General features: G+C 55.6%; 20 protein-coding genes and 3 tRNA genes. 4 read left to right on the top strand and 19 right to left on the bottom strand.

The window, feature by feature from the left end; translation table 11 throughout:
* Positions 1-26: 26 nt before the first annotated feature.
* From rlmB to nnr, 14 genes are all read right to left on the bottom strand, one after another.
* Positions 27-758, bottom strand: a complete 732-nt coding sequence (gene rlmB / locus ACX1CU_RS01995) for a 23S rRNA (guanosine(2251)-2'-O)-methyltransferase RlmB (RefSeq protein ID WP_459400990.1) — start codon at positions 756-758, stop codon at positions 27-29.
* A 59-nt stretch (positions 759-817) separates the two neighbouring features.
* The gene (rnr, locus tag ACX1CU_RS01990) at positions 818-3,304 is read right to left on the bottom strand and encodes a ribonuclease R (protein WP_459400989.1); all 2,487 of its coding nucleotides are present in this window, start codon (positions 3,302-3,304) and stop codon (positions 818-820) included.
* 59 nt (positions 3,305-3,363) lie between these two features.
* Positions 3,364-3,789: a nitric oxide-sensing transcriptional repressor NsrR gene (gene nsrR, locus ACX1CU_RS01985; protein WP_459400988.1), complete on the bottom strand. Its 426-nt coding sequence runs from the start codon at positions 3,787-3,789 to the stop codon at positions 3,364-3,366.
* 204 nt (positions 3,790-3,993) lie between these two features.
* Positions 3,994-5,292, bottom strand: a complete 1,299-nt coding sequence (locus ACX1CU_RS01980; RefSeq protein ID WP_459402699.1) for an adenylosuccinate synthase — start codon at positions 5,290-5,292, stop codon at positions 3,994-3,996.
* Positions 5,293-5,389: 97 nt separating this feature from the next.
* Positions 5,390-5,590 (bottom strand): DUF2065 domain-containing protein, encoded by a 201-nt coding sequence (locus tag ACX1CU_RS01975; protein ID WP_459400987.1) that lies wholly within the window; start codon positions 5,588-5,590, stop codon positions 5,390-5,392.
* Between the two features lie 62 nt (positions 5,591-5,652).
* Entirely contained in the window at positions 5,653-6,663 is a 1,011-nt protein-coding gene (gene hflC, locus ACX1CU_RS01970; RefSeq protein WP_459400986.1) for a protease modulator HflC, read from the bottom strand.
* A gap of 3 nt (positions 6,664-6,666) precedes the next feature.
* A complete protein-coding gene (gene hflK, locus ACX1CU_RS01965) occupies positions 6,667-7,932 on the bottom strand; it encodes an FtsH protease activity modulator HflK (protein ID WP_459400985.1) in 1,266 nt (421 codons plus the stop codon).
* Positions 7,933-8,024: 92 nt separating this feature from the next.
* Entirely contained in the window at positions 8,025-9,305 is a 1,281-nt protein-coding gene (gene hflX / locus ACX1CU_RS01960) for a ribosome rescue GTPase HflX (protein WP_459400984.1), read from the bottom strand.
* A gap of 98 nt (positions 9,306-9,403) precedes the next feature.
* A complete protein-coding gene (hfq, locus tag ACX1CU_RS01955) occupies positions 9,404-9,712 on the bottom strand; it encodes an RNA chaperone Hfq (protein WP_459400983.1) in 309 nt (102 codons plus the stop codon).
* Positions 9,713-9,826: 114 nt separating this feature from the next.
* A complete protein-coding gene (gene miaA, locus ACX1CU_RS01950) occupies positions 9,827-10,768 on the bottom strand; it encodes a tRNA (adenosine(37)-N6)-dimethylallyltransferase MiaA (RefSeq protein WP_459400982.1) in 942 nt (313 codons plus the stop codon).
* Positions 10,761-12,635, bottom strand: coding sequence for a DNA mismatch repair endonuclease MutL (mutL, locus tag ACX1CU_RS01945; protein WP_459400981.1), 1,875 nt, complete (start codon positions 12,633-12,635; stop codon positions 10,761-10,763). Before mutL ends, miaA begins: the two co-directional genes overlap by 8 nt.
* A 29-nt stretch (positions 12,636-12,664) precedes the next feature.
* Complete coding sequence (gene amiB / locus ACX1CU_RS01940; RefSeq protein ID WP_459400980.1) at positions 12,665-14,374, bottom strand: N-acetylmuramoyl-L-alanine amidase AmiB; 1,710 nt, start codon at positions 14,372-14,374, stop codon at positions 12,665-12,667.
* 7 nt (positions 14,375-14,381) lie between these two features.
* Complete coding sequence (gene tsaE / locus ACX1CU_RS01935; protein ID WP_459400979.1) at positions 14,382-14,852, bottom strand: tRNA (adenosine(37)-N6)-threonylcarbamoyltransferase complex ATPase subunit type 1 TsaE; 471 nt, start codon at positions 14,850-14,852, stop codon at positions 14,382-14,384.
* 10 nt (positions 14,853-14,862) lie between these two features.
* Entirely contained in the window at positions 14,863-16,377 is a 1,515-nt protein-coding gene (nnr, locus tag ACX1CU_RS01930) for a bifunctional ADP-dependent NAD(P)H-hydrate dehydratase/NAD(P)H-hydrate epimerase (RefSeq protein ID WP_459400978.1), read from the bottom strand.
* Between nnr and queG the strand changes: the two genes are divergently transcribed.
* Entirely contained in the window at positions 16,376-17,515 is a 1,140-nt protein-coding gene (gene queG, locus ACX1CU_RS01925; RefSeq protein WP_459400977.1) for a tRNA epoxyqueuosine(34) reductase QueG, read from the top strand. The two genes, nnr and queG, sit on opposite strands and share 2 nt — an antisense overlap.
* 299 nt (positions 17,516-17,814) lie before the next feature.
* Here the strand turns inward: queG and ACX1CU_RS01920 are convergent.
* The 4 genes from ACX1CU_RS01920 to orn all read right to left on the bottom strand — a co-directional run bounded on the left by ACX1CU_RS01920 (position 17,815) and on the right by orn (position 18,892).
* Positions 17,815-17,890, bottom strand: a tRNA-Gly gene (locus tag ACX1CU_RS01920).
* Positions 17,891-17,945: 55 nt separating this feature from the next.
* Positions 17,946-18,021: transfer RNA gene (locus ACX1CU_RS01915), tRNA-Gly, on the bottom strand.
* A gap of 66 nt (positions 18,022-18,087) precedes the next feature.
* A tRNA-Gly gene (locus tag ACX1CU_RS01910) sits at positions 18,088-18,163 on the bottom strand.
* Positions 18,164-18,346: 183 nt separating this feature from the next.
* Entirely contained in the window at positions 18,347-18,892 is a 546-nt protein-coding gene (gene orn, locus ACX1CU_RS01905) for an oligoribonuclease (RefSeq protein WP_459400976.1), read from the bottom strand.
* A gap of 155 nt (positions 18,893-19,047) precedes the next feature.
* Between orn and rsgA the strand changes: the two genes are divergently transcribed.
* From rsgA to mscM, 3 genes are all read left to right on the top strand, one after another.
* Complete coding sequence (rsgA, locus tag ACX1CU_RS01900; RefSeq protein WP_459400975.1) at positions 19,048-20,097, top strand: small ribosomal subunit biogenesis GTPase RsgA; 1,050 nt, start codon at positions 19,048-19,050, stop codon at positions 20,095-20,097.
* A gap of 132 nt (positions 20,098-20,229) precedes the next feature.
* The gene (gene asd / locus ACX1CU_RS01895; RefSeq protein WP_459400974.1) at positions 20,230-21,117 is read left to right on the top strand and encodes an archaetidylserine decarboxylase; all 888 of its coding nucleotides are present in this window, start codon (positions 20,230-20,232) and stop codon (positions 21,115-21,117) included.
* Positions 21,118-21,136: 19 nt separating this feature from the next.
* Positions 21,137-24,490: a miniconductance mechanosensitive channel MscM gene (gene mscM / locus ACX1CU_RS01890; protein ID WP_459402698.1), complete on the top strand. Its 3,354-nt coding sequence runs from the start codon at positions 21,137-21,139 to the stop codon at positions 24,488-24,490.
* A gap of 51 nt (positions 24,491-24,541) precedes the next feature.
* Here the strand turns inward: mscM and epmA are convergent, their stop codons facing one another.
* Positions 24,542-25,519 carry an elongation factor P--(R)-beta-lysine ligase gene (gene epmA, locus ACX1CU_RS01885; protein WP_459400973.1) on the bottom strand — a complete coding sequence of 326 codons (978 nt, stop codon included), beginning with the start codon at positions 25,517-25,519 and terminating at the stop codon, positions 24,542-24,544.
* Positions 25,520-25,645 lie beyond the last annotated feature (126 nt).

Raw genomic sequence — 25,645 nt, 5'->3', positions numbered from 1 at the left:
GAATCCCCGCCCCTGAGATAACGTTATCAGCTACGCTGACGCACCGCTTCAAACAGACATATCCCGGTAGCCACCGAAACGTTGAGCGAGGAAACCGTACCCGCCATCGGGATGCTGATCAGTTCATCGCAATGTTCGCGGGTCAGGCGACGCATGCCTTCGCCTTCAGCTCCCATCACCAGCGCCATCGGGCCGGTCATTTTGCTCTGGAACAGCGTATGGTCGGCTTCACCGGCGGTACCCACAATCCAGATATTCATCTCTTGCAGCAGACGCAGGGTGCGCGCCAGATTGGTGACGCTGATCAACGGCACGTTTTCAGCCGCACCGCAGGCCACCTTCTTCGCCGTGGCATTCAGTTGCGCAGAACGATCGCGCGGTACGATCACCGCATGCACCCCGGCCGCATCGGCGCTGCGCAGGCAGGCACCGAGGTTGTGCGGATCGGTCACGCCGTCCAGCACCAGCAGGAATGGCGTCTCAATGCTTTCCAACAGGCCCGGCAAATCGTTTTCCTGTAACTTGCGCCCTTCACGCACCCGCGCGATGATTCCCTGATGAACCGCGCCTTCCGCCTTTTCATCCAGCCATTGGCGGTTAGCCACCTGGATCACAATGCCGGTCGCTTCCAATTCGGCAATCAGCGGTTGCAGGCGGCGATCGTCGCGCCCTTTGAGAATAAACACTTCCAGGAAGCGTTGCGGATCGCGTTCTAACAGGGCTTTGACGGCATGAATGCCGTAAATAATTTCGCTCATGATGCTCTTTTAACTGTGCGGCCGGGGAGACCCGGCCGTGGATAATGACGTGCCGCAGGTTAACCCTGTGCAGCACCTTTGCTCTTGCTGGCGCGCTTGGCTTTGGTCGCTGCCGCTATCTTTTTGGTTTTGTCAGACGGTTTTTTGGCTTTCGCCTTTTGGTCTTTCTTCACCTTGTCGGCAGGTTTGGCCCCTTCTTTGCGGAAGGCGCTGTCCGGCTCGAAGTTGGCCGGTGGTTTGCCACCACGGCGCTTTGGCTTAGCCTGAGTGCGGCCAGCACCGGCACCATCACGCAACGTACGCTGCCCACCGTTCTTGGCGCGCTCGCGCTCGGTTTTGCCTTCACCACGCGGTTTACGGGTGCTGGAAACCAACGCGAAGTCGATCTTGCGCTCGTCCATATGCACCGCATCAACGCGGATCTCTACCGTGTCACCCAGGCGATAAACCATCCCTGAGGATTCACCGATCAGGCGCTGGCCGATATTATCGTAGCGATAGTAATCGTTATCCAGCGAGGATACGTGCACCAAACCATCGATAAACAGATCGTTCAAGCGAACAAAGAAGCCGAAGCCGGTGACGCTGGCAATAATACCGCTGAACACTTCACCGACGTGATCCTGCATAAAGTCACACTTCAGCCAGTCCGCCACGTTGCGGGTAGCTTCATCCGCACGACGCTCGGTCATCGAACAGTGAGCACCCAGTTGCAGCATCTCTTCAAAGTCGCTGTGCCAGCCGCCGGTCGGCGTCCAGCGCTCTTTCTGTTCGCCATGCTCTTTAGCCAGCAGATACTTGATGGCACGGTGCAAGGACAAATCCGGATAACGGCGGATCGGCGACGTAAAGTGGCCATAAGACGCCAGCGCCAGGCCGAAGTGGCCACGGTTTTCTGGATCGTAGATCGCCTGTTTCATCGAGCGCAGCAACATGGTTTGCAGCATTTCGCGGTCTGGACGATCCGCCACTTCATCCATCAGGGTGGCATAGTCTTTCGGCTGCGGCTTCAAACCACCGCCCAGCGTCAGACCCAGCTCACTCAATACGCTGCGCAGCGCGGTGATGTGATCGTCACTTGGACGATCGTGCACGCGGAACAGTGCAGGTTCGCCATTCTTCTCCACAAACCGCGCGGCGGCGATGTTCGCCATGATCATGCATTCTTCGATCAGCTTGTGTGCGTCGTTACGTACCGTAGGCTCTACGCGCTCAATGCGTCGTTCGGCGTTAAAGATAAACTTGGCTTCTTCGGTTTCGAACGCGATACCACCGCGTTCAGCACGCGCCTGATCCAACACTTTATACAGGGCATGCAGTTCCTGCAGGTGCTTGACCAGCGGATGATACTGCTCTCGCAGATCCTGATCGCCCTGCAAGATGTGCCAGACTTTGGTGTAGGTTAAACGTGCATGGGAGCTCATCACCGCTTCGTAGAATTTGTGCGAGGACAGCTTCCCTTGAGCGGAGATGGTCATCTCACACACCATACACAGGCGATCGATCTGCGGGTTAAGCGAGCACAGGCCGTTGGACAGCACTTCCGGCAGCATCGGGACCACTTCAGACGGGAAATAGACCGAGGTGCCACGGGCACGGGCTTCGTCATCCAATGCGGTACGCGGGCGCACGTAATAACTGACGTCGGCAATGGCCACCCACAGGCGCCAGCCGCCACCGCGTTTTTTCTCACAGAACACGGCATCATCGAAGTCACGGGCATCTTCACCGTCGATGGTCACTAGCGGCAGATGGCGCAGATCGACACGCCCTTTCTTGGCAGCCTCTGGCACTTGCTCGCTGAGATCGGCCACCTGTTTTTCCACCTGTGGTGGCCAGGTATGCGGGATCTCATGGGTACGCAGTGCGATATCCACCGCCATGCTGGTGCCCATTTTATCGCCCAGAACTTCGACAATCTTGCCGACTGCTTTGGTACGGCGCGTCGGGCGCTGGGTCAGTTCAACCACCACCATATAGCCCATGCGCGCGCCGCTGACGGAATCGGCCGGGATCAGAATATCAAAGCTCAGGCGGCTATCGTCCGGTACCACAAAACCGGTACCGGCATCGGTAAAGTAGCGGCCGACGATCTGGCTGGTTTTTGGCACCAGTACGCGCACGATACGCGCTTCGCGGCGGCCTTTACGATCTTCACCCAGAGGTTGTGCCAGCACCACGTCACCGTGAATGGCCATTTTCATCTGTTCGGCGGAAAGATAGAGATCGTCTTTGCGGCCATCAATACGCAGGAAGCCATAGCCGTCGCGGTGCCCAATCACGGTGCCGCGCAGCAGGTCCAAGCGCTCCGGCAGCGCATAGCACTGGCGGCGAGTAAACACTAACTGCCCGTCACGTTCCATCGCACGCAGGCGACGACGCAACGCTTCCAATTGTTCTTCACCGGATAAATTCAGTTCATTACCCAACTCTTCGCGGCTGGCCGGCGTTTCACGTTTCGCCAAATGGGCCAGGATAAATTCACGGCTAGGGATCGGGGATTCGTATTTTTCTGCTTCTCGTTCCAGGAATGGATCTTGTGACATTGAGGTTCCTCCGTTGTCATCAGCAGGGTGTTGCTGAGCCTTGTGTTCTCAGCAACGCTTTATTCAACAAGCAAAAGCTTGTAGAGCGGCGGATTGTCCTCGACCATATCGGCCAAAGTATGCTTGTCCAGCTCTTCAAGGAAATTTTGTACGCTCTGGTGGAGCACCTGCTTCAGGCGGCAGGCTGAGGTGATATGGCAAAACTCACGGCTACAGTTAACCAGCGAAATCGGCTCCAAGGCGCGCACCACATCGCCAAGACGGATGGTTTCAGCCGGTTTGCCCAACCGGATGCCGCCGTTCTTGCCACGCACTGCCATGACAAAGCCTTCGCGGCTCAGTTGGTTGATGATTTTTACCATATGGTTGCGTGAAACGCCGTACACCTCCGTCACTTCCGAGATGCTGGTCATTCTGTCCGCTGGCAATGACGCCAGATAGATCAATGCCCGCAGGCCATAATCAGTAAAACTTGTTAACTGCACGTCTACCTCTGGGTATCAGGTTACTTGACTGATTTTGGATGACTCTATTGGATAATAAACCAGCCGGAGAGTTCGTCGCTAATTATTTAGCGCTGAGAAGCCTCTCAACTAGCATAATGGAAGGATTTTTTGATGTGAAACCGCAATCGGGGAGAATAAATGAGAAAAACAAACCGGGACTAGGCCCGGTTTGCTTGTACAGATTTATGCGTCGAATGGATCGCGCAGAATCATGGTTTCGCTACGGTCCGGACCGGTCGAGATAATATCTACCGGTACACCGGTCAGTTCTTCGATACGCTTGATGTAGTTCAGCGCTGCCTGCGGCAGTTTGCTGTGCTCTTTCACACCAAAGGTGGTTTCGCTCCAGCCGGGCATAACTTCGTAGATCGGCTCAATACCTTCCCAGCCTTCTGCTGCCAACGGCGTGGTGGTCATTTCGCGGCCATCCGGCATACGATAACCCACACAGATCTTCACTTCTTTCAGGCCATCCAGCACGTCCAACTTGGTCAGGCAGAAGCCGGACAAGGAGTTGATCTGCACCGCACGGCGCACCGCTACCGCATCCAACCAGCCGGTACGACGACGACGACCCGTGGTAGCACCAAACTCGTTGCCCTGCTTGCACAGGAACTCACCGATGTCATCGAACAGTTCGGTTGGGAATGGGCCTGCGCCCACGCGCGTGGAGTAAGCTTTCACGATGCCCAGCACATAGTCCACATAACGCGGGCCAATGCCAGAACCGGTCGCTACGCCGCCAGCGGTGGTGTTGGAAGAGGTGACATACGGATAGGTACCGTGATCGATATCCAGCAAGGTGCCCTGCGCGCCTTCGAACATGATCAGGTCGCCACGCTTGCGCGCACCGTCCAGCAGTTCGGAAACATCAACCACCATCGCGGTCAGAATGTCGGCAACCGCCAGCACATCGTCCAGCGTTTTCTGGTAATCAACGGCATCCACTTTGTAGTAGTGAACCAACTGGAAGTTGTGATAATCGATGATCTCTTTCAGCTTCACAGCGAAAGTTTCTTTGTCGAACAGGTCACCCACGCGCAGGCCGCGACGAGCGACTTTATCTTCATAAGCCGGGCCGATGCCACGACCGGTAGTGCCGATCGCTTTCGCGCCACGCGCTTTTTCACGCGCGTTATCCAACGCGACGTGATAAGGCAGGATCAGCGGGCAGGCTTCAGACAGTAACAGACGTTCGCGTACCGGGATGCCGCGCGCTTCGAGTTCACCCATTTCCTTCATCAACGCATCTGGTGCCAGAACTACACCGTTGCCGATGATGCTGGTGACGTTTTCACGCAAGATACCTGAGGGAATTAAATGAAGAACGGTTTTTTCACCGTTGATAACCAGAGTGTGGCCAGCGTTATGGCCACCTTGGTAGCGCACAACATATTGAGCCCGTTCAGTCAGCAGGTCTACGACCTTGCCCTTACCTTCGTCACCCCATTGGGTGCCCAGTACGACGACGTTCTTACCCATTTTCAAAATCACCGATTGCTTAAAAATGGATTCTACCATCGTAATTCCTGAGTTTCAGCACTTTTAGCATACGATTGCATACTTTTTCGGCTAAACTTTAAACCCCCATGCGACTACGCAACATGTAGTAGATCACACAGCCTGCAACCACTATTCCACCGCCAAAACGCCGCAATGTGGAATCAGGTAACTGCGTCATTGCCAGGATCATCTTGCGCCAGGCCTGTGGAAAAAGCATCGGCCCCAACCCTTCCAATACCAAAACCAGCCCAAGCGCCAGCCAGATCGTTGAGTTCATATCTCCCCCAATAAAGAAGGGCCCGTGGTTAACGGGCCCCTGATATCACTATTATGCTGACATTATCTGTTACGCGTAGCTTCTGGCGATTTCATGTAGCGGAAGAAATCGCTGTCTGGGCTCAACACCAACACGTCCTGGTTACCTGGGCCGAAGCTGGTTTCATAAGCACGCAGGCTACGGATGAACGCATAGAAATCAGGATCCTGACTGAAGGCATTGGCAAACAGTCTGGCCGCTTCTGCATCGCCGGCACCGCGAGTGATACGCGCCTGACGCTCGGCTTCCGCGATCGTACGGGTCACTTCGTAGTCGGCGGTAGCACGCAGCTTCTCAGCTTCTTCCTGGCCTTGTGAACGGTGACGACGGGCTACCGCTTCACGTTCTGCACGCATACGCTGGAAGATCGCATCAGACACTTCGGCTGGCAGGTTGATCTGCTTGATTCGCACATCAACCACTTCGATCCCCAGAGCTGCCATGCTGTTCGGGTTAACCGCTGGCTGTTTGCCGGTGGTTTCCCGCTCAACACGGGCTGCGGCAGAGGCGATCGCGTCATCGGCTTCCGTGGTCACGGCTTCTTCACCTTCACCGACGGTACCGGTGTTCAACGCGTCACGCACGTCGGCCATCAGGCGGCCACGTGAATCGGTAACGATATCACGCACGTCCAAACGACCAATCTCAGAACGCAGACGGTCACTGAACTTACGTTTCAACAGCACTTCGGCCTGAGAAACATCACCACCACCGGTTGCCAGGTAGTAGCGGCTGAAATCACTGATACGCCATTTCAGGTAAGAGTCGACGATCAGGTCTTTCTTCTCGCTGGTGACGAAGCGATCGGCCTGGTTATCCATGGTCTGGATACGCGCATCCAGCCTTTTCACGGTTTCAACGAACGGAATCTTAAAATGCAGACCCGGCGCATAAACCCGCGGTTTGTTTTCGTTGTCGCGCAGTACTTTGCCGAAACGCAGCACGATGCCGCGCTCGCCTTCCTGTACTACAAACAGTGAGGTATAGAGTGCTACCAACACCACAGCGACGATAACTATGAAAGACTTACGCATTGATTATTCTCTCCCTACGCGAGTGTTGTCGCTACGCTGCGTATTTGCCCGGCGCTGGTCCATCATCGAACTACCGCTGGTGCTACTGGAGCCCGCATCTGCCGTCGTGCTGGTAGAAGGAGCAGGGTTGAGACGAATCAGGCTGGTATCTTTACTGCCTTCGGTCGCCGCCTTACCGGTTTGGCCACGCAACATCTGATCCAGTGGTAACACCATCAGATTGTTATTGCCTTTGTCATTCACCAGCACCTTGCGGGTATGGCTCAGGACTTTCTCCATGGTTTCGATATACAGACGCTCACGGGTCAGTTCCGGGGCAGATTTGTATTCCGGCAACAGTTTGGCAAAGCGCGCCACTTCACCCTGAGCTTCAAGAACCGTACGGGCTTCATAAGCTCTGGCGTCTTCTAACAGACGCTGTGCCTGACCGTTGGCACGCGGCTGAACTTCGTTGGCGTAAGCTTCTGCTTCACGAATGTACTGCTGCTCGTTCTCACGTGCGGCAATCGCATCATCAAACGCGGCTTTCACCTCTTCCGGCGGACGTGCAGCCTGGAAGTTGACGTCCAGCAGTGTGATACCCATTTTGTACGGACGAATGGTTTCTTCCAGTACACGCTGAGTATCGCTACGCACGATGGTACGGCCTTCGGTCAGGATTTTGTCCATGGTGTATTTACCGATAACGCCGCGCAGCGCGCTGTCGGTCGCCTGTCTCAGGCTGTCGTTGGCATCGGTTACGCTGAACAGATAGGCTGCCGGATCGGTCACGCGGTACTGCACGTTCATCTCTACGCGCACCACGTTCTCATCGGAGGTCAACATCACACCGGATGCCGCCAGTTCACGCACCGATTCCACGTTAACCGGACGCACTTCATCAATGAAGGTCGGTTTCCAGTTCAGGCCCGGCTGCACCAGATGGCTGAGTTTACCGAAACGTGTCACCACGCCGCGCTCAGCTTCTTTGATGGTATAGAAACCGCTTGCGGCCCAGATCACCACCACCGCAACCGCAGCAATACCGATAATACGGCCACTGAAGTTCGGCCCAGTTGAACCGGTGCCACCGCTGTTATTGCTGTTGGAGCCTTTGCCCCCACCCAAACTGCTCAATTTCTTGCTCAGTTTGCGGAAGATGTCATCCAAATCGGGTGGCCCTTGATCGCGACCGCCTTTGTTGTTACCGCCAGAGTTGCCGCCATTATTATTGCTGCTCCCCCACGGGTCGCGGTCCTGTCCGTTATTACCGGGCTGATTCCACGCCATGTTTTAGCTCCATTATTCTGTGATTGGGTACTTCAGGCTAACACTTAACTCACTCTGTTATTGAGTGAGCACTCAAATGTAACAGCATATGATCATACGATAAAGTTAATCAGGTCCTGTTCCTGCTTACAGAGGCGACGCCACTCCACGATCGGCATACGTACCACCATGCCGATACTGCCGTCCTCTTCGTTCCACTCTTTCTCGATTGCCTGAAGCTGATAGAAACGGCTACGAAGACGGCCTGCCTCTGGAGGTAAACGCAGTTCGTAATGCGCGATTTCCCCCGAGAGGCGCTCCGTCAACGCCTGAAATAGCAACGGGATACCTTCACCGCTGGCGGCAGACAGCCACACGCGGATCGGTAAGTTTTCATCGTTGCGATCGATACGTGGGACGAAATCATCCAGCATATCTATTTTGTTCATCACTAACAGTGTAGGGATCTCATCCGACTCAATCTCTGCCAGTACGGTATTCACCGCTTCAATGTTTTCGTCCACCCGGGTATCCGCAGCGTCGATCACATGTAACAACAGAGAAGCCTGGCGCGTCTCCTGCAAAGTCGCTTTAAAAGCGGCAACAAGATCGTGCGGCAAGTGCCGGATAAAGCCTACGGTATCCGCCAACACGGTATCGCCCACGTCCGCTACGTCAATACGTCGCAGGGTAGGATCCAAGGTGGCAAATAGCTGATCTGCCACATAAACGTCGGCAGATGTTATTCGGTTAAACAGGGTAGATTTACCGGCGTTGGTGTAGCCCACCAGCGATACGGTTGGCACATCGGCACGGGTACGCGCTCGCCGCCCCTGATCGCGCTGCTTCGCAACCCGCTCAAGGCGCTTGAGAATCAGGCTGATGCGATCGCGCAGCAAACGACGGTCGGTTTCTAGCTGGGTTTCCCCCGGGCCGCGCAGGCCAATCCCGCCTTTCTGGCGTTCAAGGTGCGTCCAACCACGAACCAGACGAGTGGCGATATGACGCAACTGCGCCAGCTCAACCTGCAGCTTACCTTCATGGGTACGGGCACGCTGGGCAAAGATATCTAAAATCAACCCGGTGCGATCGATCACGCGACATTCACACAGGCGTTCGAGATTTCTCTCCTGCGCCGGGGAAAGGGAATGATCAAACAGGACAACAGACGCGCCACTGGTTTTCACCGCATCTGCAATTTCTTCGGCCTTTCCTTCACCGACAAAGTATTTGGGATGAGGTGCTTTGCGGCTACCAGTCACCACTTGCAAAGCCTCAACGCCCGCAGAAGAGACCAGCGATTCGAATTCACTGAGATCTTCTGTATCTTTGTCTTGCGAGAAATAGATATGAACCAGTACGGCCTGCTCACCGGCTTCATAACGGTCAAACAAGCGTGCAACCTCTCAAACGGATGAAAACCGCGAGTTTGGGGGACATAAACAGCACTTTGCTGCCTATGCACCCCGTCATGGTTGACTCGCAACGCGCCTTATTCAGCGTCATCGCTTTCCTGCTGCGGCGGTTGCGGCGCAGACGGGTTGTTACCATGGTGATAATTACTGGTGCCGCTGCTCGGAGTGTTGCTATGGTGCGATACCGGGCGTGACGGGACAACGGTAGAGATAGCGTGCTTATAAACCATCTGGCTCACCGTGTTCTTCAACAGGATGACAAACTGGTCAAAAGACTCAATCTGGCCTTGCAGCTTAATACCATTCACCAAATAAATAGAAACCGGAACACGTTCACGACGCAATGCGTTCAGGAACGGATCTTGCAAAGATTGCCCCTTAGCCATTCTATCTTTTCCTTATTTGCTTGTTGTTTGTAACTAAGAACCTATCGGCTCTAAAATAAACGACGTAAAAAATTTGCGCGCTGAAAACTCATCAATTGTACACAATCACTCAACCTATGCACTAACAACCTGAATTACCGAGTCCAAAGCCTCTCCCGGCTTTTCACTGTCTAACCAATGAACCGACTCCCAACCCCGTAACCAGGTCATTTGGCGCTTGGCCAACTGACGCGTTGCGCAAACACCTCGATAAACCATCTCATCGTAACTAATTTCACCGGACAAATATGACCACATCTGGCGATAACCGACACAGCGAATGGAAGGCAAATCCGTATGCAAATCACCCCGTGCAAAAAGTGCACGCGCTTCCGTCTCAAAACCTGCCGCCAACATTTGCTCGAAACGCAGCGCAATGCATTGATGTAGCAACTCACGGCTGACTGGCGCTATCGCAAATTGGTGAACATGATAAGGCAACGATTCACCCGAAATTTTTGTCAGTTCCGTTAAAGTTTTACCCGAAATATAAAAAACTTCCAGTGCTCTGGAAAGTCTCTGCGGATCATTGGGATGAATTCGCAAAGCGGCAACCGGATCAATCTGCTGTAACTGACGGTGCAATGCCTCCCAACCCTGTTCTGCCGCTTGCTGCTCAATACGCTCACGCACCGCCGGATCGGCAGACGGCAGCGGCGATAATCCTTCCAACAGCGCCTTGAAATAGAGCATGGTGCCCCCCACCAGCAGCGGGATACGCCCGGCAGCGGTGATCTCGTGCATCTCTTTCAGCGCATCAGCACGGAAATCCGCGGCAGAGTAGACTTCGGCAGGATCACGGATATCGATCAACCGATGCGGTGCCTGCGCCAGTTCTTCCGCCGTCGGCTTGGCGGTGCCGATATCCATACCACGATAAATCAGCGCAGAGTCCACGCTGATCAGTTCCACCGGCAAGCGCTCGCGCAGCGCCATGGCCAATGCGGTCTTGCCCGAGGCCGTCGGCCCCATGATAAAAATGGCCGGAGGGCGATGTGTCATTTCAGTTTCAGTCATGCTTAAGGGCTGTCAGTGCAACCTGTAAATCAACAGGTTGTAAAAGACCGGCAGGTGGGGATTTGACCAGCTGCGGGCAAAGTCGTTCAACGTCGGTCAGCAATTGTATCGCTTGCGAGCTGTTCCACTGTTCATGCTCACTGCCTAAATGGCGGGCAATCCAGGTGGCCAGCACGGTTGGCGACATCTCTTGATGTTCGGCCAGATAGCCTAACAGCTCAGGAATCAGTTTTTGTAAATTTTGTTGCCGTAACGGTAAAGGAACTGCGCGCAAGGTCACACGCCCGTGATCAGATTGCAGTTCCAGCCCCATTTTCACCAGCAAAGCCTGGTGCTGCACACAGGCCGCTGCTTCATTTTTATTCAGCGCCAGTTTGATTGGGATTAACAGTGGCTGCGGCCGTAACCCCTCTTCCGGCGGGCAAAGCTGCGCTTGACGCAGCCAACGTTCCGCAATGGTCAGATTGAGTAACGCCAGTTGCTGGCGTTGTTCAACCAGCGCATAACTTGGGGGATAAATCATCAACACGCGGCCAAAACCATACTGGCTGCCAGCCAATGGTGCTTCCTGTTCGGCTTTAGCGGGCGGGAACAACGGCTGCTTGACCACGTCCGGCGTTGCTTCCGTTACCGGTACCGCCTGCAACAGCTTGCCGTACAACTCACCTTCCCGTTTCTGATAACCCGATCCTGTTTGATAAGGCTGCTGAGGCGCACGCTCACGGGCAACGGAAGGGGTGACAGGCTGCGTCTCACGCTGCGGAGCGGGTTGTGAAAAATGGTTACCACCGGCCGCAACGCGGTTTTCCGGTTGCCAAGCAGGGGTTTCCTGCGCGCTTTGCGGTTCTGCCAGCGGCAATGGCACGTTACCGGCCTGCTGTAATACGGTGGTGACCGCCTGGTAGATAAAATCATGCACCAGCCGAGCCTGATGGAAACGCACCTCATGCTTGGCGGGATGGACATTCACATCCACCTGATGCGGATCCACTTCCAGATAGAGTACATAAGCCGGTTGCTGATCGTCTTTCAACTGATCCTGATACGCCTGGCGGATGGCGTGATTGATCAGGCGATCGCGCATCATCCGGCTATTGACGTAGCAGTATTGCATTTCGCCCAATTGGCGTGCGCCTTCTGGATCCGCCACCCAACCACGAATGGTGAGATCGCCATGCTGCCAGGAGATCGTCAGCGCATGTTGCAAGAAAGCCGGGCCGCAGATGCTGGCCAAGCGGCGCTCATGCTGGCTTTCCTCTTTGGCCGCGCGATACTGACGCATCAGCTTGCCGTTGTGGTTCAGATTGATTGCCACATCGAAACGCGCCAGCGCAATGCGCCGCACCACTTCATCAATATGGCCGAATTCGGTTTTTTCCGTGCGCATGAACTTGCGCCGCGCCGGGGTATTGTAAAACAGATCGAGCACTTCCACCGTGCTGCCTACCGGATGGGCGGCGGGTTTGACCGTCACGGCCTGTTCACGCCCTTCAGCATAGGCCTGCCAGGCCTCATTCTGTTCTTCAGTACGGGAGGTGAGCGTCAGACGTGAAACCGAACTGATACTGGCCAGCGCTTCGCCGCGAAAGCCCAGGCTGACAATCGCTTCCAGATCGTCAAGAGTACTGATTTTACTGGTGGCATGACGGGCCAGCGCCAGGGCGAGATCGGCTTTGCCAATCCCACAGCCGTTATCGCGAATGCGGATCAGCTTGGCACCACCGCGCTCGATATCAATATCAATCCGCGTCGCGCCCGCATCCAGGCTGTTTTCTACCAGTTCCTTCACTACCGACGCAGGCCGCTCGACCACTTCTCCGGCGGCAATCTGGTTGGCAAGCTGTGGCGGTAACACCTGGATAGGCATGCGAATCCCTCTGTTTTATGACATCAAGCCTACGGAATGATCAGGTTCCGATCGAGCGGCGCGACGTCCGACTTTAATTTATTCACACTTTTCAGTTCGCTGACGCTGACACCATAACGCGCCGCAATGGATGACAAAGTATCACCGCGCGTCACTTTGTGCCTGGTCGGTTTGTTCGCTTTAGCTTTGGCCGGAACCGCGACACTGGCCCCCGCAGGCACCTTCAGACGCTGCCCCACCCAGACCCCGTCTTTCTTCAGGTTGTTGAGCGTGCGCAGTGCTGCCATGCTGGTACCGTAACTGTCGGCAATGCCAGAAAGCGTTTCCGCCGGCTTCACCACGTGGACCTGCGTTTTACCGCTAATGGCGCTGCGTTGGCTACTGATAACCGGCTCGGGCTGCCTCAAATTTTTTACCGTGGAGTTAACCGCCGCTGCGACCTGCAGAGGGCGGTTTTCGACCTTTGGGTCAGCTTGTAGCGGATGCGCCAGGAAATAACTGCGCAGACCATTGTGGATCGCCCGTGCAATCTTATCCTGATATGCGCTACTGCCCAGCAGTCGCTCCTCCGTGCTATTACTGATAAACCCGGTTTCCACCAGCAGCGATGGAATATCCGGTGAACGCAGCACTCCCAGGCTGGCGTGTTCCGGACGGCGTTTGTGCAGTGAACCGACGCGCTGTAACTGCTGCAATACTTTCACCGCCACGTCGTAGCCAACGCGTTGCGAATGACCAAACTGCAGATCCAGCACCGCCTGGCTCAGATAAGGATCGGCCTGGCTGTTGGCCAGCAGATCGCCCGCGCCGCCCAGCAATTCGGACTGTTTCTCGTGTTGTTCCAGCCAACCAGCCATCTCGCTGTTAGCGCGGCGGTTAGACAGCACCCACACCGAAGCGCCATTAGCACTGCGGTTAGGCGCAGCATCCGCATGAATCGAAACCAGCACGTTAGCGCCCTGTTTACGCGCCACATCGGAACGCCCCATCACCGAAATAAAGTAATCGCCGCTACGCGTCAGCACCGGTTTGAACATCGGGTCGGCATCCAGCAACGCTCGCAGACGATGCGCAATCGCAATGGTCACGTTCTTCTCTTTGAGGCCGTTTGGCCCGATGGCACCGGGATCCTGCCCACCGTGCCCGGCATCAATCGCCACCACCACGCGGTCGCCGGAACCGGTAGAAACCCTGTTGCTGCGTGGCGTAAGTTCCGTCGCGGTACCGGATACTGCTGCTGATTGATTGTTAAACGGACTGGAACCGATCGGTGCCACCGGCGTTTTACGCACTGGCTCGCTGGCTACCGGTGCTTTACGCACGCTACTGACGTTCGGGCTATCTTCGGCGGTAATGGTGAATACCACGATATAGGTGCTGCCGTTCTGGCGCGTCACCGCACGGGTTTTCGCTCGTTGGGTCAAATCAAACACCAACCGCACGCTCTGGGCATCTTTCGGCGTACTGGAACGAATGCTCTTCACCAGATTATGACCGCTGAAGTTCAGCGGCAGGCCGCCCACTTTGCCACTTTGCTTCACGTCCAGAACGACGCGATCCGGCCCACGCACCGTGGAAAACGCATAGTCCGGCGGGCCGGTGAAGCTCACCGATACCGTAGCTTCACGCTGGGCGTTAGTGACGTTGATATCGGATAACGACGAGGCTGCCTGTGCGCTAAACGGCCCCAGCAGCGCGAGCAGAGCGATAACGGTAAGTCTTTTCAACACATACATCATGAAAGCGTCATCCCTGTTGCCCGTCAATACGGTCTAAAAGTTCGGCGCCATAGGCGGAAACCGCCTGAATCTGTGCCTGTCGGCCTTCATCATGATAACTGAGATGCAGTTCCAGATCGGGATCGGGCAACACACCGGTCCCCTGCTGCGGCCATTCCACCAGGCAAATGGCATCCTGCGCAAAATAGTCGCGGATGCCCATAAATTCGAGTTCTTCCGGATCGGCTAACCGATACAGATCAAAGTGATATACCGCCAGCGGCTGCAACGCATAAGACTCAACCAGCGTATAAGTCGGGCTTTTCACGTTGCCCTGATGGCCCAGCGCCTGTAGAAAACCCCGGCTGAAGGTGGTTTTACCGGCACCCAAATCACCATAAAGATAAATCACGCTGGCACGATCGCAGGCCTTAGCCAAAGCGGCACCCAGTGCGACAGTCGCTGCCTCATCCGGCAGAGGTAAAACGAGTTCTTTCATTCGATAATATCTATTTTGCCAACTCAGGATTAACGTAATGGGGGATTATCGGCAGCAGATCGGTCGCCAACAATCCTCTTGTTCCTTGCTTTTCTGCCACACCATCAGCGGCGGCGCCATGCACCACACAACCCGCGCAGGCAGCATCATACAGCGGGAGTTTTTGTGCCAGCAAACCACCGATAATGCCCGACAGCACATCTCCCATGCCGCCAGACGCCATACCGGCGTTACCGACGTCGGCGATCGCCATTTCGCCCTGCCGATCGGCAATCAGCGTACCGGCTCCTTTCAACACCGCCACCCCACCGTATTGCGCCACCAGCTTGCGCACCGCAAGTAAGCGGTCACTCTCAATATCGGCCGTATGGCAATTCAATAAGCGTGCCGCTTCGCCAGGATGGGGGGTAATCACACGATTCTGACGCTTCTCAGGATGTAATGCCAGTAAGTTAAGCGCATCCGCATCCCAGAGTGCCGGTTTATCACTGGTTTGCAGCAGTTTCAACGCATTCTTGCCCCAGTCACTCTGGCCTAGCCCTGGGCCGATCACCACCACATCGGCCCATTCGAGCGCCTGTTGCAAATTGTCATCCGTCAGGCGCTGCACCATCAGTTCTGGGCACGCGGTCAACAGCGGCCCGACATGCTCAATGTGAGTAAGCACTCGCACCAAACCGGCACCGCTGCGCAGCGCCGCTTCTGCCGCCATACGGATGGCACCACCAAAGCCGTGATCGCCACCAATCAGCAACAAGCGGCCATGATCGCCTTTGTGGGAACAGGGCCGGCGTGGTTTCAGCCACTGCCCGAGATCGCTGGCGGTAATTCGCTGAATTTGTGGCGGCTGCTTTGCCAACCAGTCGCTCAACCCTAGCGTACTGTGGTGAAGTTGCCCAACCCAGTCACGCGCTTGCCCGGTCAGCAAACCCGGTTTAAGGGCGATAAAAGCCAAAGTATGGGCAGCGCGGATGACAGCCCCCGGTGTGGCACCGCTTTCGGCCAGCAGGCCAGAAGGGATATCCAGGGCGATAACCGGCGCACTGGCACGGTTAGCGGCCTCAATCAGCGCATCATACGGAGCGCGCGGCGCAGCACCTAGCCCAGTACCGAGCAGGCCATCGATAATCAGATCGATCTCTTCCGGCCAACGGCTGTTGGCAGGCAGGATTTCACCGCCGCTTTCCAGCCAGGCTTGCCGTGCGTTCGCTGCCTCTGGGGGTAATGGGCGGGAGCCTTCACAGGCAATGAGTGTCACTTTAACGCCATCAGCCACCGCCAGACGGGCGACCACATAACCATCGCCGCCGTTGTTGCCATGGCCACACAGCACCAGCCAGTGGCTACTGGTGGGATAGTGGTCACGCGCCAGCGCATAGGCGGCAGAACCGGCACGCAGCATCAACTGGTAGAGAGAAATGCCGAGCGCAGCCGCAGCAGCGGGTTCCGCCTGGCGGATCCAATCCGCAGACCAGACTGAGTGTGGTAAACTGTCAGCGTATGGTTTCTCACTATGGCTCGTCATGACACACCCTCTCGATCTCAATCAACTCGCCCAACATATCAAGCAATGGGGGCAATCGCTAGGATTCCAGCAGGTTGGCATCTGTGATACCGATCTGAGTGCGGAAGAACCGAAGTTGCAGGCGTGGCTGGACAAACAGTATCACGGTGAAATGGCTTGGATGGCGCGCCACGGCATGCTGCGCGCGCGGCCGCATGAGCTATTGCCCGGTACGTTACGCGTTATCAGCGTACGAATGAACTATCTGCCCGCCAAGGCCGCCTTTGCCAGCACGCTGCAAAATACGCAGCTCGGTTATGTCAGCCGTTACGCGCTGGGCCGTGATTATCACAAGCTACTGCGCCAACGGTTAAAAAAGCTCGGCGAACAGATTCAGGCTTATTGCGGTGAACTGAATTTCCGGCCCTTTGTTGATTCAGCACCGGTGATGGAGCGTGCGTTGGCGTCTAAAGCCGGGATCGGCTGGGTTGGTAAACACTCACTTATTCTTAATCGTGAAGCCGGTTCCTGGTTCTTCCTGGGGGAATTGCTGATCGATTTGCCGCTACCGGTCGATCAACCGCAAGAAGAACAGTGCGGCCGCTGTGTAGCCTGCATCACCACCTGCCCGACCGGCGCTATTGTTGCGCCTTACACCGTCGATGCCCGGCGCTGTATTTCCTACCTGACTATCGAACTGGAAGGGGCTATTCCAGAGGAATTCCGCGCCCTGATGGGTAACCGTATCTACGGTTGCGATGATTGCCAACTTATCTGCCCATGGAATCGTTTCTCACAGTTAACCGATGAAGACGATTTCAGCCCGCGCGCGGTGCTACACGCGCCGCAACTGCTCGATCTGTTCGGCTGGAGCGAAGAGAAGTTTCTGCGTATCACCGAAGGTTCCGCTATCCGGCGCATTGGCCACTTGCGCTGGCTGCGCAATATCGCCGTCGCCCTTGGCAACGCCCCTTATCAGGATCAGATCGTTATCGCACTGCGTGCCCGCCAAGGTGAAAACCTGATGCTGGATGAACATATCGTCTGGGCGTTGGAACAGCAGCTTGCGCGGCGTGAAGCGTTGGGAGTTGAAGTGCAAAGCACGCAGAAAAAACGTTTGATTCGTGCGGTAGAAAAAGGATTGCCGAGGGATGCATAAAATCTATCATTCCGCCACCCAGAGTCACCCTGTGGATTTGTGCATAAAAATAAAAACACCTTGTCTTTCAACCGCAACAAAAAGAGCAAGTGATCGGGATAACGTTTTATAAGAAATAAATAGTTAATCTTATCAATAAGATAAACATTTCATTAGCATGACGTTGATTTTTTGCACTGCGGATATTTTGTACACAAATTGTGGATAACTCTGTTCACAACATTGCGTCAGAAGATGAATAACTGTTGAAAGACCGCGCCTGGAGCGGCGTAGAACTGGATTGTATCTGGAGAGAAAATTGGAGCGGGAAACGAGACTCGAACTCGCGACCCCGACCTTGGCAAGGTCGTGCTCTACCAACTGAGCTATTCCCGCATTGAGATGCTTCCGGCATCCGGCCAACCAATAACAGCATGGCCTTTGAAATTTTTGGAGCGGGAAACGAGACTCGAACTCGCGACCCCGACCTTGGCAAGGTCGTGCTCTACCAACTGAGCTATTCCCGCGTCGCATGGGTACTACTTTTTTACTGCTTTTTATTCATCATGCCGCATTAGCAGCATTGTTGAATTTGGAGCGGGAAACGAGACTCGAACTCGCGACCCCGACCTTGGCAAGGTCGTGCTCTACCAACTGAGCTATTCCCGCCCGGCGTATCGATGGCTGAACTAAACGAAATTCTTCATCGGTACGGGGTGCGCATTATACGAGAAATCCTTTCTGCCGCAAGCCCCTGAAAGCAAAAAAACGGGAATTTTATTTGATTGCTGCTTTAAACGTCAAAGTGGCGAATTAAGCGCCACAAAGGCGCTCAGAGGCCATACCTGCGATTTAAAGCTGAATAAAATGCTCACGGTAATACGCCAACTCCGCTACCGATTCACGGATATCGTCCAGCGCCTGATGGGTGCCCTGCTTCTTGAAACCCGGCAGAATTTCCGGCTTCCAGCGGCGTGCCAGCTCTTTTAAGGTGCTGACATCGAGGTAACGATAATGGAAGTAAGCCTCCAGCAGCGGCATATAGCGGAACAGGAAACGGCGATCCTGGCCAACGCTGTTGCCACAGATAGGTGACTTGCCTGCTGGCACCCACTCCTGCAAGAACGCAATGGTGGCCAGTTCAGCGGCACGCGCGTCAAGCTTACTGGCTTTAACCCGCGCCACCAGCCCGCTGCCGGTGTGGGTACGCACGTTCCACTCATCCATCAGCGCCAGCTGTTCATCAGACTGGTGCACGGCGATTACCGGCCCTTCGGCGAGGATATTCAGATTGGCGTCAGTCACCAGCGTTGCGATCTCAATAATCCGATCGCGTTCAGGATCCAGCCCGGTCATCTCCAGATCGATCCAAATCAGGTTATTTTCGTTTCCTGTCATGATATTTCCTGCGTAAAAGCCGAAAGATAAACCAAGCGCGGGCAAACCCGCAGCCAGTGGCGGCTAACAACGGTTATTTAATATAAAATAGCGTGTATCATAGCCTTTTTGCTCGTCCCGAGCGATAAAAGCCGATTCGATTCAAGTGAGGCGCAGTGACTAAGAACAAACTGTCCAAAGGTCAACAACGCCGCGTGCAGGCGAACCATCAGCGTCGTCTCAGGCGCACAGACAATAAACCGGAGCTGGATGATTCCCAACTGGGCGAACCGCAAGACGGGATCGTCATCAGCCGCTTCGGTATGCATGCCGACGTTGAAGCAACGGACGGCAGCCTGCATCGTTGCAACATTCGCCGTACCCTGCGTTCGCTGGTGACCGGCGATCGCGTGGTCTGGCGCCCTGGCGTCGGTGCCCATGAAGGGGTCAAAGGTATCGTCGAAGCGGTACATGAACGTACTTCGGTGCTGAACCGCCCTGATATCTACGATGGCGTGAAGCCGATCGCTGCCAATATCGATCAGATCGTGATCGTATCGGCGATCTTGCCCGAACTTTCACTCAACATGATCGATCGCTATCTGGTGGCCTGCGAAACGCTGGAAGTTGAGCCGTTGATCGTGCTCAACAAGGTCGATCTGCTGGATCCCGAAGCCCGCAAGCGGGTCGATGGCATGATGGATATCTATCGCCGCATCGGTTATCGCGTTTTGGAAGTCTCCAGCCAGACCCGCGAAGGGATGGAAGCCTTTGAACAGGCACTGGTAGACCGCATCAGCATCTTTGCCGGGCAGTCCGGCGTGGGGAAATCCAGCCTGCTGAACGCCCTGTTACCTGCAACAGAAAAGCAAATTCTGGTAAATGATGTTTCCGGCGTCTCCGGCCTCGGGCAACATACCACCACGGCAGCACGGCTGTATCACTTCCAGCATGGCGGCGACGTGATCGACTCCCCAGGCGTGCGTGAATTCGGCCTGTGGCACTTGGAGCCGGAACAAATCACCCGTGCGTATGTCGAATTTCGTGACTACCTGGGCGGTTGCAAGTTCCGTGACTGCCGCCACGATACCGATCCCGGCTGTGCGATTCGCGCAGCGGTGGAGAGCGGTGCAATAGCGAAAGAACGTTTCGCTAACTACCACCGTATTCTGGAAAGCATGGCGCAGGTGAAAACCCGTAAAAACTTCCCGGAAGCGGAGATCTGAGCCAACTAAAGCAGGCGTTGCAGCGGCATCGCCGCCGTTGAAATGTGCGTCCTTTTACCCGATGGGTTTCAAGTTGCAGCCAGCGGCGCTGCTGCTTGAAAAGCCGAGGGGATATTCATTCAAGAGGTTAATGTGCTGAATAGCATAAAAATTAAACTACAGTATTGGTTGCCGAAACTGGCACTGACCCGTCTCGCTGGCTGGGGTGCCGAAAAACAGGCCGGTTGGTTGACCCAACTGGTGATCAAAGCTTTTGCCCGCTATTACCGCGTGAATATGCAGGAAGCCCACAATCCGGATTTGGCCTCCTATACAACCTTCAACGAATTTTTCGTGCGCCCACTGCGCGAAGGTGCACGCCCAATCGTCGCTGAACCCCATGTGCTGGCTTTACCCGCCGATGGTGCCATCAGCCAGCTCGGCCCCATCCAGGACGATCTGATTTTCCAGGCCAAAGGCCATCATTACAGCCTGGAAGCGCTGCTGGCCGGCAACTACCTGCTGGCAGAACAATTCCGCAACGGCCTGTTCGCCACCACCTATCTGGCCCCGAGCGACTACCATCGCGTCCATATGCCGTGCGACGGCGTACTGCGCGAAATGATCTATGTACCGGGCGATCTGTTCTCAGTTAACCCGCTGACCGCCGCTAACGTGCCAAACCTGTTTGCCCGTAATGAGCGCGTTATTTGCCTGTTTGATACCGCCGTCGGCCCAATGGTGCAGATCCTGGTCGGTGCCACTATCGTTGGCAGCATCGAAACCGTTTGGGCGGGCACCGTCACGCCGCCGCGCGAAGGCATTATCAAACGCTGGACCTACCCGGCCGAAGGTCAGGAGGGCACCGTTTCGCTGGCAAAAGGCGAAGAGATGGGCCGCTTCAAACTCGGTTCTACGGTGATCAACCTGTTCACGCCGGGCAGCGTACAATTCGCCCCGCAGCTGAACAATGGCGTCGTGACCCGTATGGGTACGGCCTTTGCTGAAATCGCCGCCGCGCCAGACGCTGCCGCACCGTAAATTTGAAGGAATTGACGCTGTGCGCCTGATTATCTCGTTATTGCTCAGTTTATTACTGATTCAACCGGCCCTGGCCGCCACCATTCCCAATGAATCACAGCTCCGACAAGAGCTGAAACAGGCTGAGAGCAACAAAAACGCCCCTAATCAGGCGGAAACGGTTGAGGCGCTGCAAAGCGCCCTTAACTGGCTCGCCGAACGCAAACAGTCGAAGAATAATTCCGAACAATATCAGCGGGTCATTGATAACTTTCCAAAGATGACCCAGGACCTGCGTCGCCAGTTGACCCTTGAGGAAAACAAGGTTCTGCCGAATGGCGATAACATGGCAACCAGCGATCTGGAACAGTTGATCCTGCAAACCAGTAGTCAACTGCTGGAACAGGCGCGCCTGCTGCAACAGGAGCAGGATCGTTCACGCGAAATCAGCGACTCTCTCAGCCAGTTACCCCAACAACAGACAGAGGCCCGGCGTGCGCTGACGGAAGTGCAGCGTCGCCTACAGGCTCAGGGCAACAGTCAGGCTTCGCCCTTGACGCTGGCGCAGTTGACGCTGCTCCAGGCCGAGTCGGCGGCACGCAAAGCCAAAGTGGATGAGTTGGAACTGGCACAGCTTTCGGCCAACAATCGCCAGGAACTGGCGCGCATGCGCGCTGACGTGTACAAAACGCGCCACGATAAGACTGATGCCCAATTACAGATACTGCGTAACAACCTGAACAGCCAACGCCAGCGCGAAGCCGAACGGGCGTTGGAAAAAACCGAACAGCTGGCAGGGCAGAACAGCGATCTGCCAAGCAGTATCAACCAGCAATTGCAGATCAACCGCGAGCTTTCTACTGCCCTGAACCATCAGGCGCAGCAGATGGATCTGATCTCCTCTCAGCAACGTCTGGCCGCCGCGCAGACTTTACAGGTGCGCCAGGCACTGAGCACCATTATCGAACAGGCTCAATGGCTGGGAACCTCTTCCGCACTGGGGGAAACCCTGCGGGCGCAGGTTGCTTCGCTGCCAGAAATGCCAAAACCGCAGCAACTGGACAACGTGATGGCCGAGCTGCGCGTGCAACGCCTGCGTTTCGAAAGCCAGTTGGAAAAGCTGCCGCAACAGGCCAAAGAGCTTAAACAGGACGACGGTTCCGCGCTAACCAGCGCCCAACAACGCATTGTCGATGCGCAAATTCGTACCCAGCGTGAGCTGCTCAACTCGTTGCTTTCCGGCTGTGATACCCAAATCCTCGAGTTGACCAAGCTAAAAGTCGCCAACACCCAATTAGTCGACGCACTGAACGAAATCCGCGACGCCGCTCACCGCTACTTATTCTGGGTGCCAGACGTCAACCCGATTAATCTGTCTTATCCGCTGACCGTCGCACATGACCTGACGCGCATGCTGTCGCTGGATACCCTGACGCAGCTCAGCGGTGCCTTCATGATGATGGTCACCAGCCGCGAAACGCTGGTGCCGATTTTCGGCGCGCTGCTGCTGGTGATCTTCAGTATCAGTTCGCGTAAGCATTACCATGCCTTTCTGACGCGGGCCAGTAGCCGGGTTGGCAAGGTGACACAGGATGAATTCTACCTGACGTTGCGCACCGTATTCTGGTCAATCCTGGTGGCATTACCCCTGCCGGTTCTGTGGGCCGCATTAGGTTTTGGTTTGCAAAACGCCTGGCCGTATCCGGTGGCCGTAGCGATCGGCGATGGCGTCACCGCCACGCTGCCGGTGCTGTGGATCTGCATGATCAGCGCCGCCTTTGCCCACCCGCAGGGGCTGTTCATTGTACATTTCCGCTGGCCTGCGCAGCAGGTTTCGCGCGCCATGCGCTATTACACAATGTCGATCTGGCTAATCGTGCCGCTGATTATGGCGCTGATCACCTTCGATAACCTCGACGATCGCGAGTTCTCCAACACCCTTGGCCGCCTGTGTTTCATCCTGCTGTGCCTGGCACTGAGCCTGGTTACCCACAGCCTGAAACGCGCCGGTATCCCGCTGTATCTCGACAAAAACGGCTCCGGCGAAAATCTGGTCAATACCGCGCTGTGGGGGCTACTGCTGTCCGCCCCGCTGGTGGCCGCACTGGCTTCCACCGTCGGTTACCTGACCACCTCGCAGAAACTGCTGGCCCGGCTGGAAACTTCGGTCGCCATCTGGTTCCTGCTGTTGGTGGTGTACCACATTATCCGCCGCTGGATGCTGATTCAGCGCCGCCGCATTGCCTTTGATCGTGCCAAACAGCGCCGCGCAGATATTCTTGCCCAGCGTGCCAAAGGTGAAGAAGAAACCTCGCATACCCCCAATAGCACCGAAGGATCGATGGAGGTGGACGAGACTGAAATAGATCTTGATGTGATCAGCGCGCAGTCTCTGCGGCTGGTTCGTTCGATCCTGACAATGATCGCGCTGGTTTCGTTGATCTTCCTGTGGTCCGAGATCCATTCCGCCTTCGGTTTCCTGGAAAACATTACGCTGTGGGACGTCACCTCAACGGTGAACGGCGTCGACACCGCCCAGCCGATCACCATGGGCGCGCTGCTGATCGCCATTCTGGTGTTGATCGTCACCATGCAGTTAGTGCGTAACCTACCGGCGTTGCTGGAGCTGGCGGTGTTGCAGCATCTGGATCTGACGCCGGGCACCGGCTATGCCATTACCACCATTACCAAATATCTGTTGCTGCTGTTCGGGGCGATCCTCAGTTTCTCTTGGATCGGTATTGAATGGTCGAAACTGCAATGGGTAGTGACCGCACTCAGCGTGGGGTTGGGCTTCGGGATGCAGGAGATCTTTTCCAACTTTATCTCTGGCCTGATCATCCTGTTTGAGAAACCGATCCGCATCGGCGATACGGTGACGATCCGTAACCTCACCGGCAGCGTCACCAAGATCAATACTCGCGCCACCACCATTTCGGATTGGGATCGCAAAGAGATCATCGTGCCTAACAAGGCATTTATCACCGAGCAATTTATCAACTGGTCGTTGTCGGATACGCTGACCCGTGTGGTGCTCACCGTACCGGCACCGGCAGAAGCCAACAGTGAAGAAGTGACCCAGATCCTGCTGAACGCGGCAGAGCGCTGCGCGCTGGTGCTGGATAATCCAGTACCAGAAGCCTATCTGGTTGATTTACAGCAGGGTATCCAGATCTTCGAACTGCGTATTTACGCCGCCGAAATGGGCCACCGTATGCCGCTGCGCCATGAGATCCACCAGTTAATTCTGGCCGGTTACCGCGAACACGGTATTACCCTGCCGTATCCACCGTTCCAGGTACGCAGCGAAACGCTGTCGCGTTTGACTAATAATAGCCGCACAGCCCCTTCCACCGCTGCGCCAAACAATCGCCGCGAGTCGGGTGGGCTATAAATGCAAAAAGGGTTTGGCCAATGCCAAACCCTTTTTTGTCTCGCGAAGCGCTTAAGCCCGGTCAACCGGGAACGCGATCACGTCACTCAGGCTTTCAGCCCCCAGTGCCAACATCACCAGACGATCAACCCCCAGCGCGACTCCAGCACACTCTGGCATCCCGTGCTGCAACGCATCCAGCAGGTTGTTATCAATCGGGTGCTGCGGCAAACCGCGCGCCGCGCGTTTACGGTTATCCTGCTCAAAGCGCTGACGCTGCTCGTTGCCATCGGTCAGTTCACGGAAGCCGTTCGCCAGCTCAATACCTTTGTAATAGACCTCAAAACGCTCCGCCACCCGGTGATCTTCCGTGCTGATTTCTGCCAGTGAAGCCTGAGAAGCCGGAAAATGGTAAACAAACGCAGGCTTGTCACGGCCGATATGCGGCTCGACGCCCACGGTAAACAGCAGTTGCAGCAGGGTATCGCGATCTTCTTCGGTATCAGCAATATTGCTCAGATCGAGCTTGGCTGCCGCTTCACGTAGCTGCGGTTTTTCCGCAGACAGCGGATCGAGATCCAAATGGCGCAAAAACGCCTGCTGGTAGGACAGGGTTTCGGCGCTGTCGCAATCCAGCACCTGCTGCAACAGATCGTCCACCTCATTCATCAGGCGGTACATGTCGTAGTGCAGCCGATACCATTCCAGCATGGTAAATTCAGGATTGTGATGCCGCCCGGCCTCTTCATTACGGAAGCTGCGCCCCATCTGGTAAATCGGGCCGCTACCGGCCGCCAGCAGGCGCTTCATGTGGTATTCCGGGCTGGTCATCATGTACAGCGTCAAGCCATCTGCGGCTCCTGGGCCGACAAAGCGCGTCTGGAACGGGAACAGGTGAATGTCGGTGACCGTCGCCTGGCTCATCGCCGGCGTCTCCACCTCCAACACGCCACGATCGGCAAAGAAACGCCGGATCTCAGCCAGGATCGCTGCGCGTTTCAACAAATTGCCAATGGGGGCGCTTGGTTGCCAGCTTGCCGTTTCGCTCATGATCATTACTCCGAAATCAAACAGGGGATGCAGTCTACTCGCAGACTGCTACGCAAACAAATTCTTCACCACCGAGCCTCGTCTTTTAAAATCATAAAAAATAGAGTCGCCATATAAACCACCGCT

It is taken from the genome of Serratia sp. D1N4 (assembly GCF_054552755.1).
This window is presented reverse-complemented; position numbering and strand designations above follow the sequence as displayed.

Bases quoted from the DNA above. Each gene is read 5' to 3' on its own strand.
- rlmB (WP_459400990.1), bottom strand. From the start codon at position 758: ATGAGCGAAATTATTTACGGCATTCATGCCGTCAAAGCCCTGTTAGAA.
- rnr (WP_459400989.1), bottom strand. From the start codon at position 3,304: ATGTCACAAGATCCATTCCTGGAACGAGAAGCAGAAAAATACGAATCC.
- ACX1CU_RS01980 (WP_459402699.1), bottom strand. From the start codon at position 5,292: ATGGGTAAGAACGTCGTCGTACTGGGCACCCAATGGGGTGACGAAGGT.
- ACX1CU_RS01975 (WP_459400987.1), bottom strand. From the start codon at position 5,590: ATGAACTCAACGATCTGGCTGGCGCTTGGGCTGGTTTTGGTATTGGAA.
- hflC (WP_459400986.1), bottom strand. From the start codon at position 6,663: ATGCGTAAGTCTTTCATAGTTATCGTCGCTGTGGTGTTGGTAGCACTC.
- hflK (WP_459400985.1), bottom strand. From the start codon at position 7,932: ATGGCGTGGAATCAGCCCGGTAATAACGGACAGGACCGCGACCCGTGG.
- hfq (WP_459400983.1), bottom strand. From the start codon at position 9,712: ATGGCTAAGGGGCAATCTTTGCAAGATCCGTTCCTGAACGCATTGCGT.
- miaA (WP_459400982.1), bottom strand. From the start codon at position 10,768: ATGACTGAAACTGAAATGACACATCGCCCTCCGGCCATTTTTATCATG.
- mutL (WP_459400981.1), bottom strand. From the start codon at position 12,635: ATGCCTATCCAGGTGTTACCGCCACAGCTTGCCAACCAGATTGCCGCC.
- amiB (WP_459400980.1), bottom strand. From the start codon at position 14,374: ATGATGTATGTGTTGAAAAGACTTACCGTTATCGCTCTGCTCGCGCTG.
- tsaE (WP_459400979.1), bottom strand. From the start codon at position 14,852: ATGAAAGAACTCGTTTTACCTCTGCCGGATGAGGCAGCGACTGTCGCA.
- queG (WP_459400977.1), top strand. From the start codon at position 16,376: ATGACACACCCTCTCGATCTCAATCAACTCGCCCAACATATCAAGCAA.
- nnr (WP_459400978.1), bottom strand. From the start codon at position 16,377: ATGACGAGCCATAGTGAGAAACCATACGCTGACAGTTTACCACACTCA.
- orn (WP_459400976.1), bottom strand. From the start codon at position 18,892: ATGACAGGAAACGAAAATAACCTGATTTGGATCGATCTGGAGATGACC.
- epmA (WP_459400973.1), bottom strand. From the start codon at position 25,519: ATGAGCGAAACGGCAAGCTGGCAACCAAGCGCCCCCATTGGCAATTTG.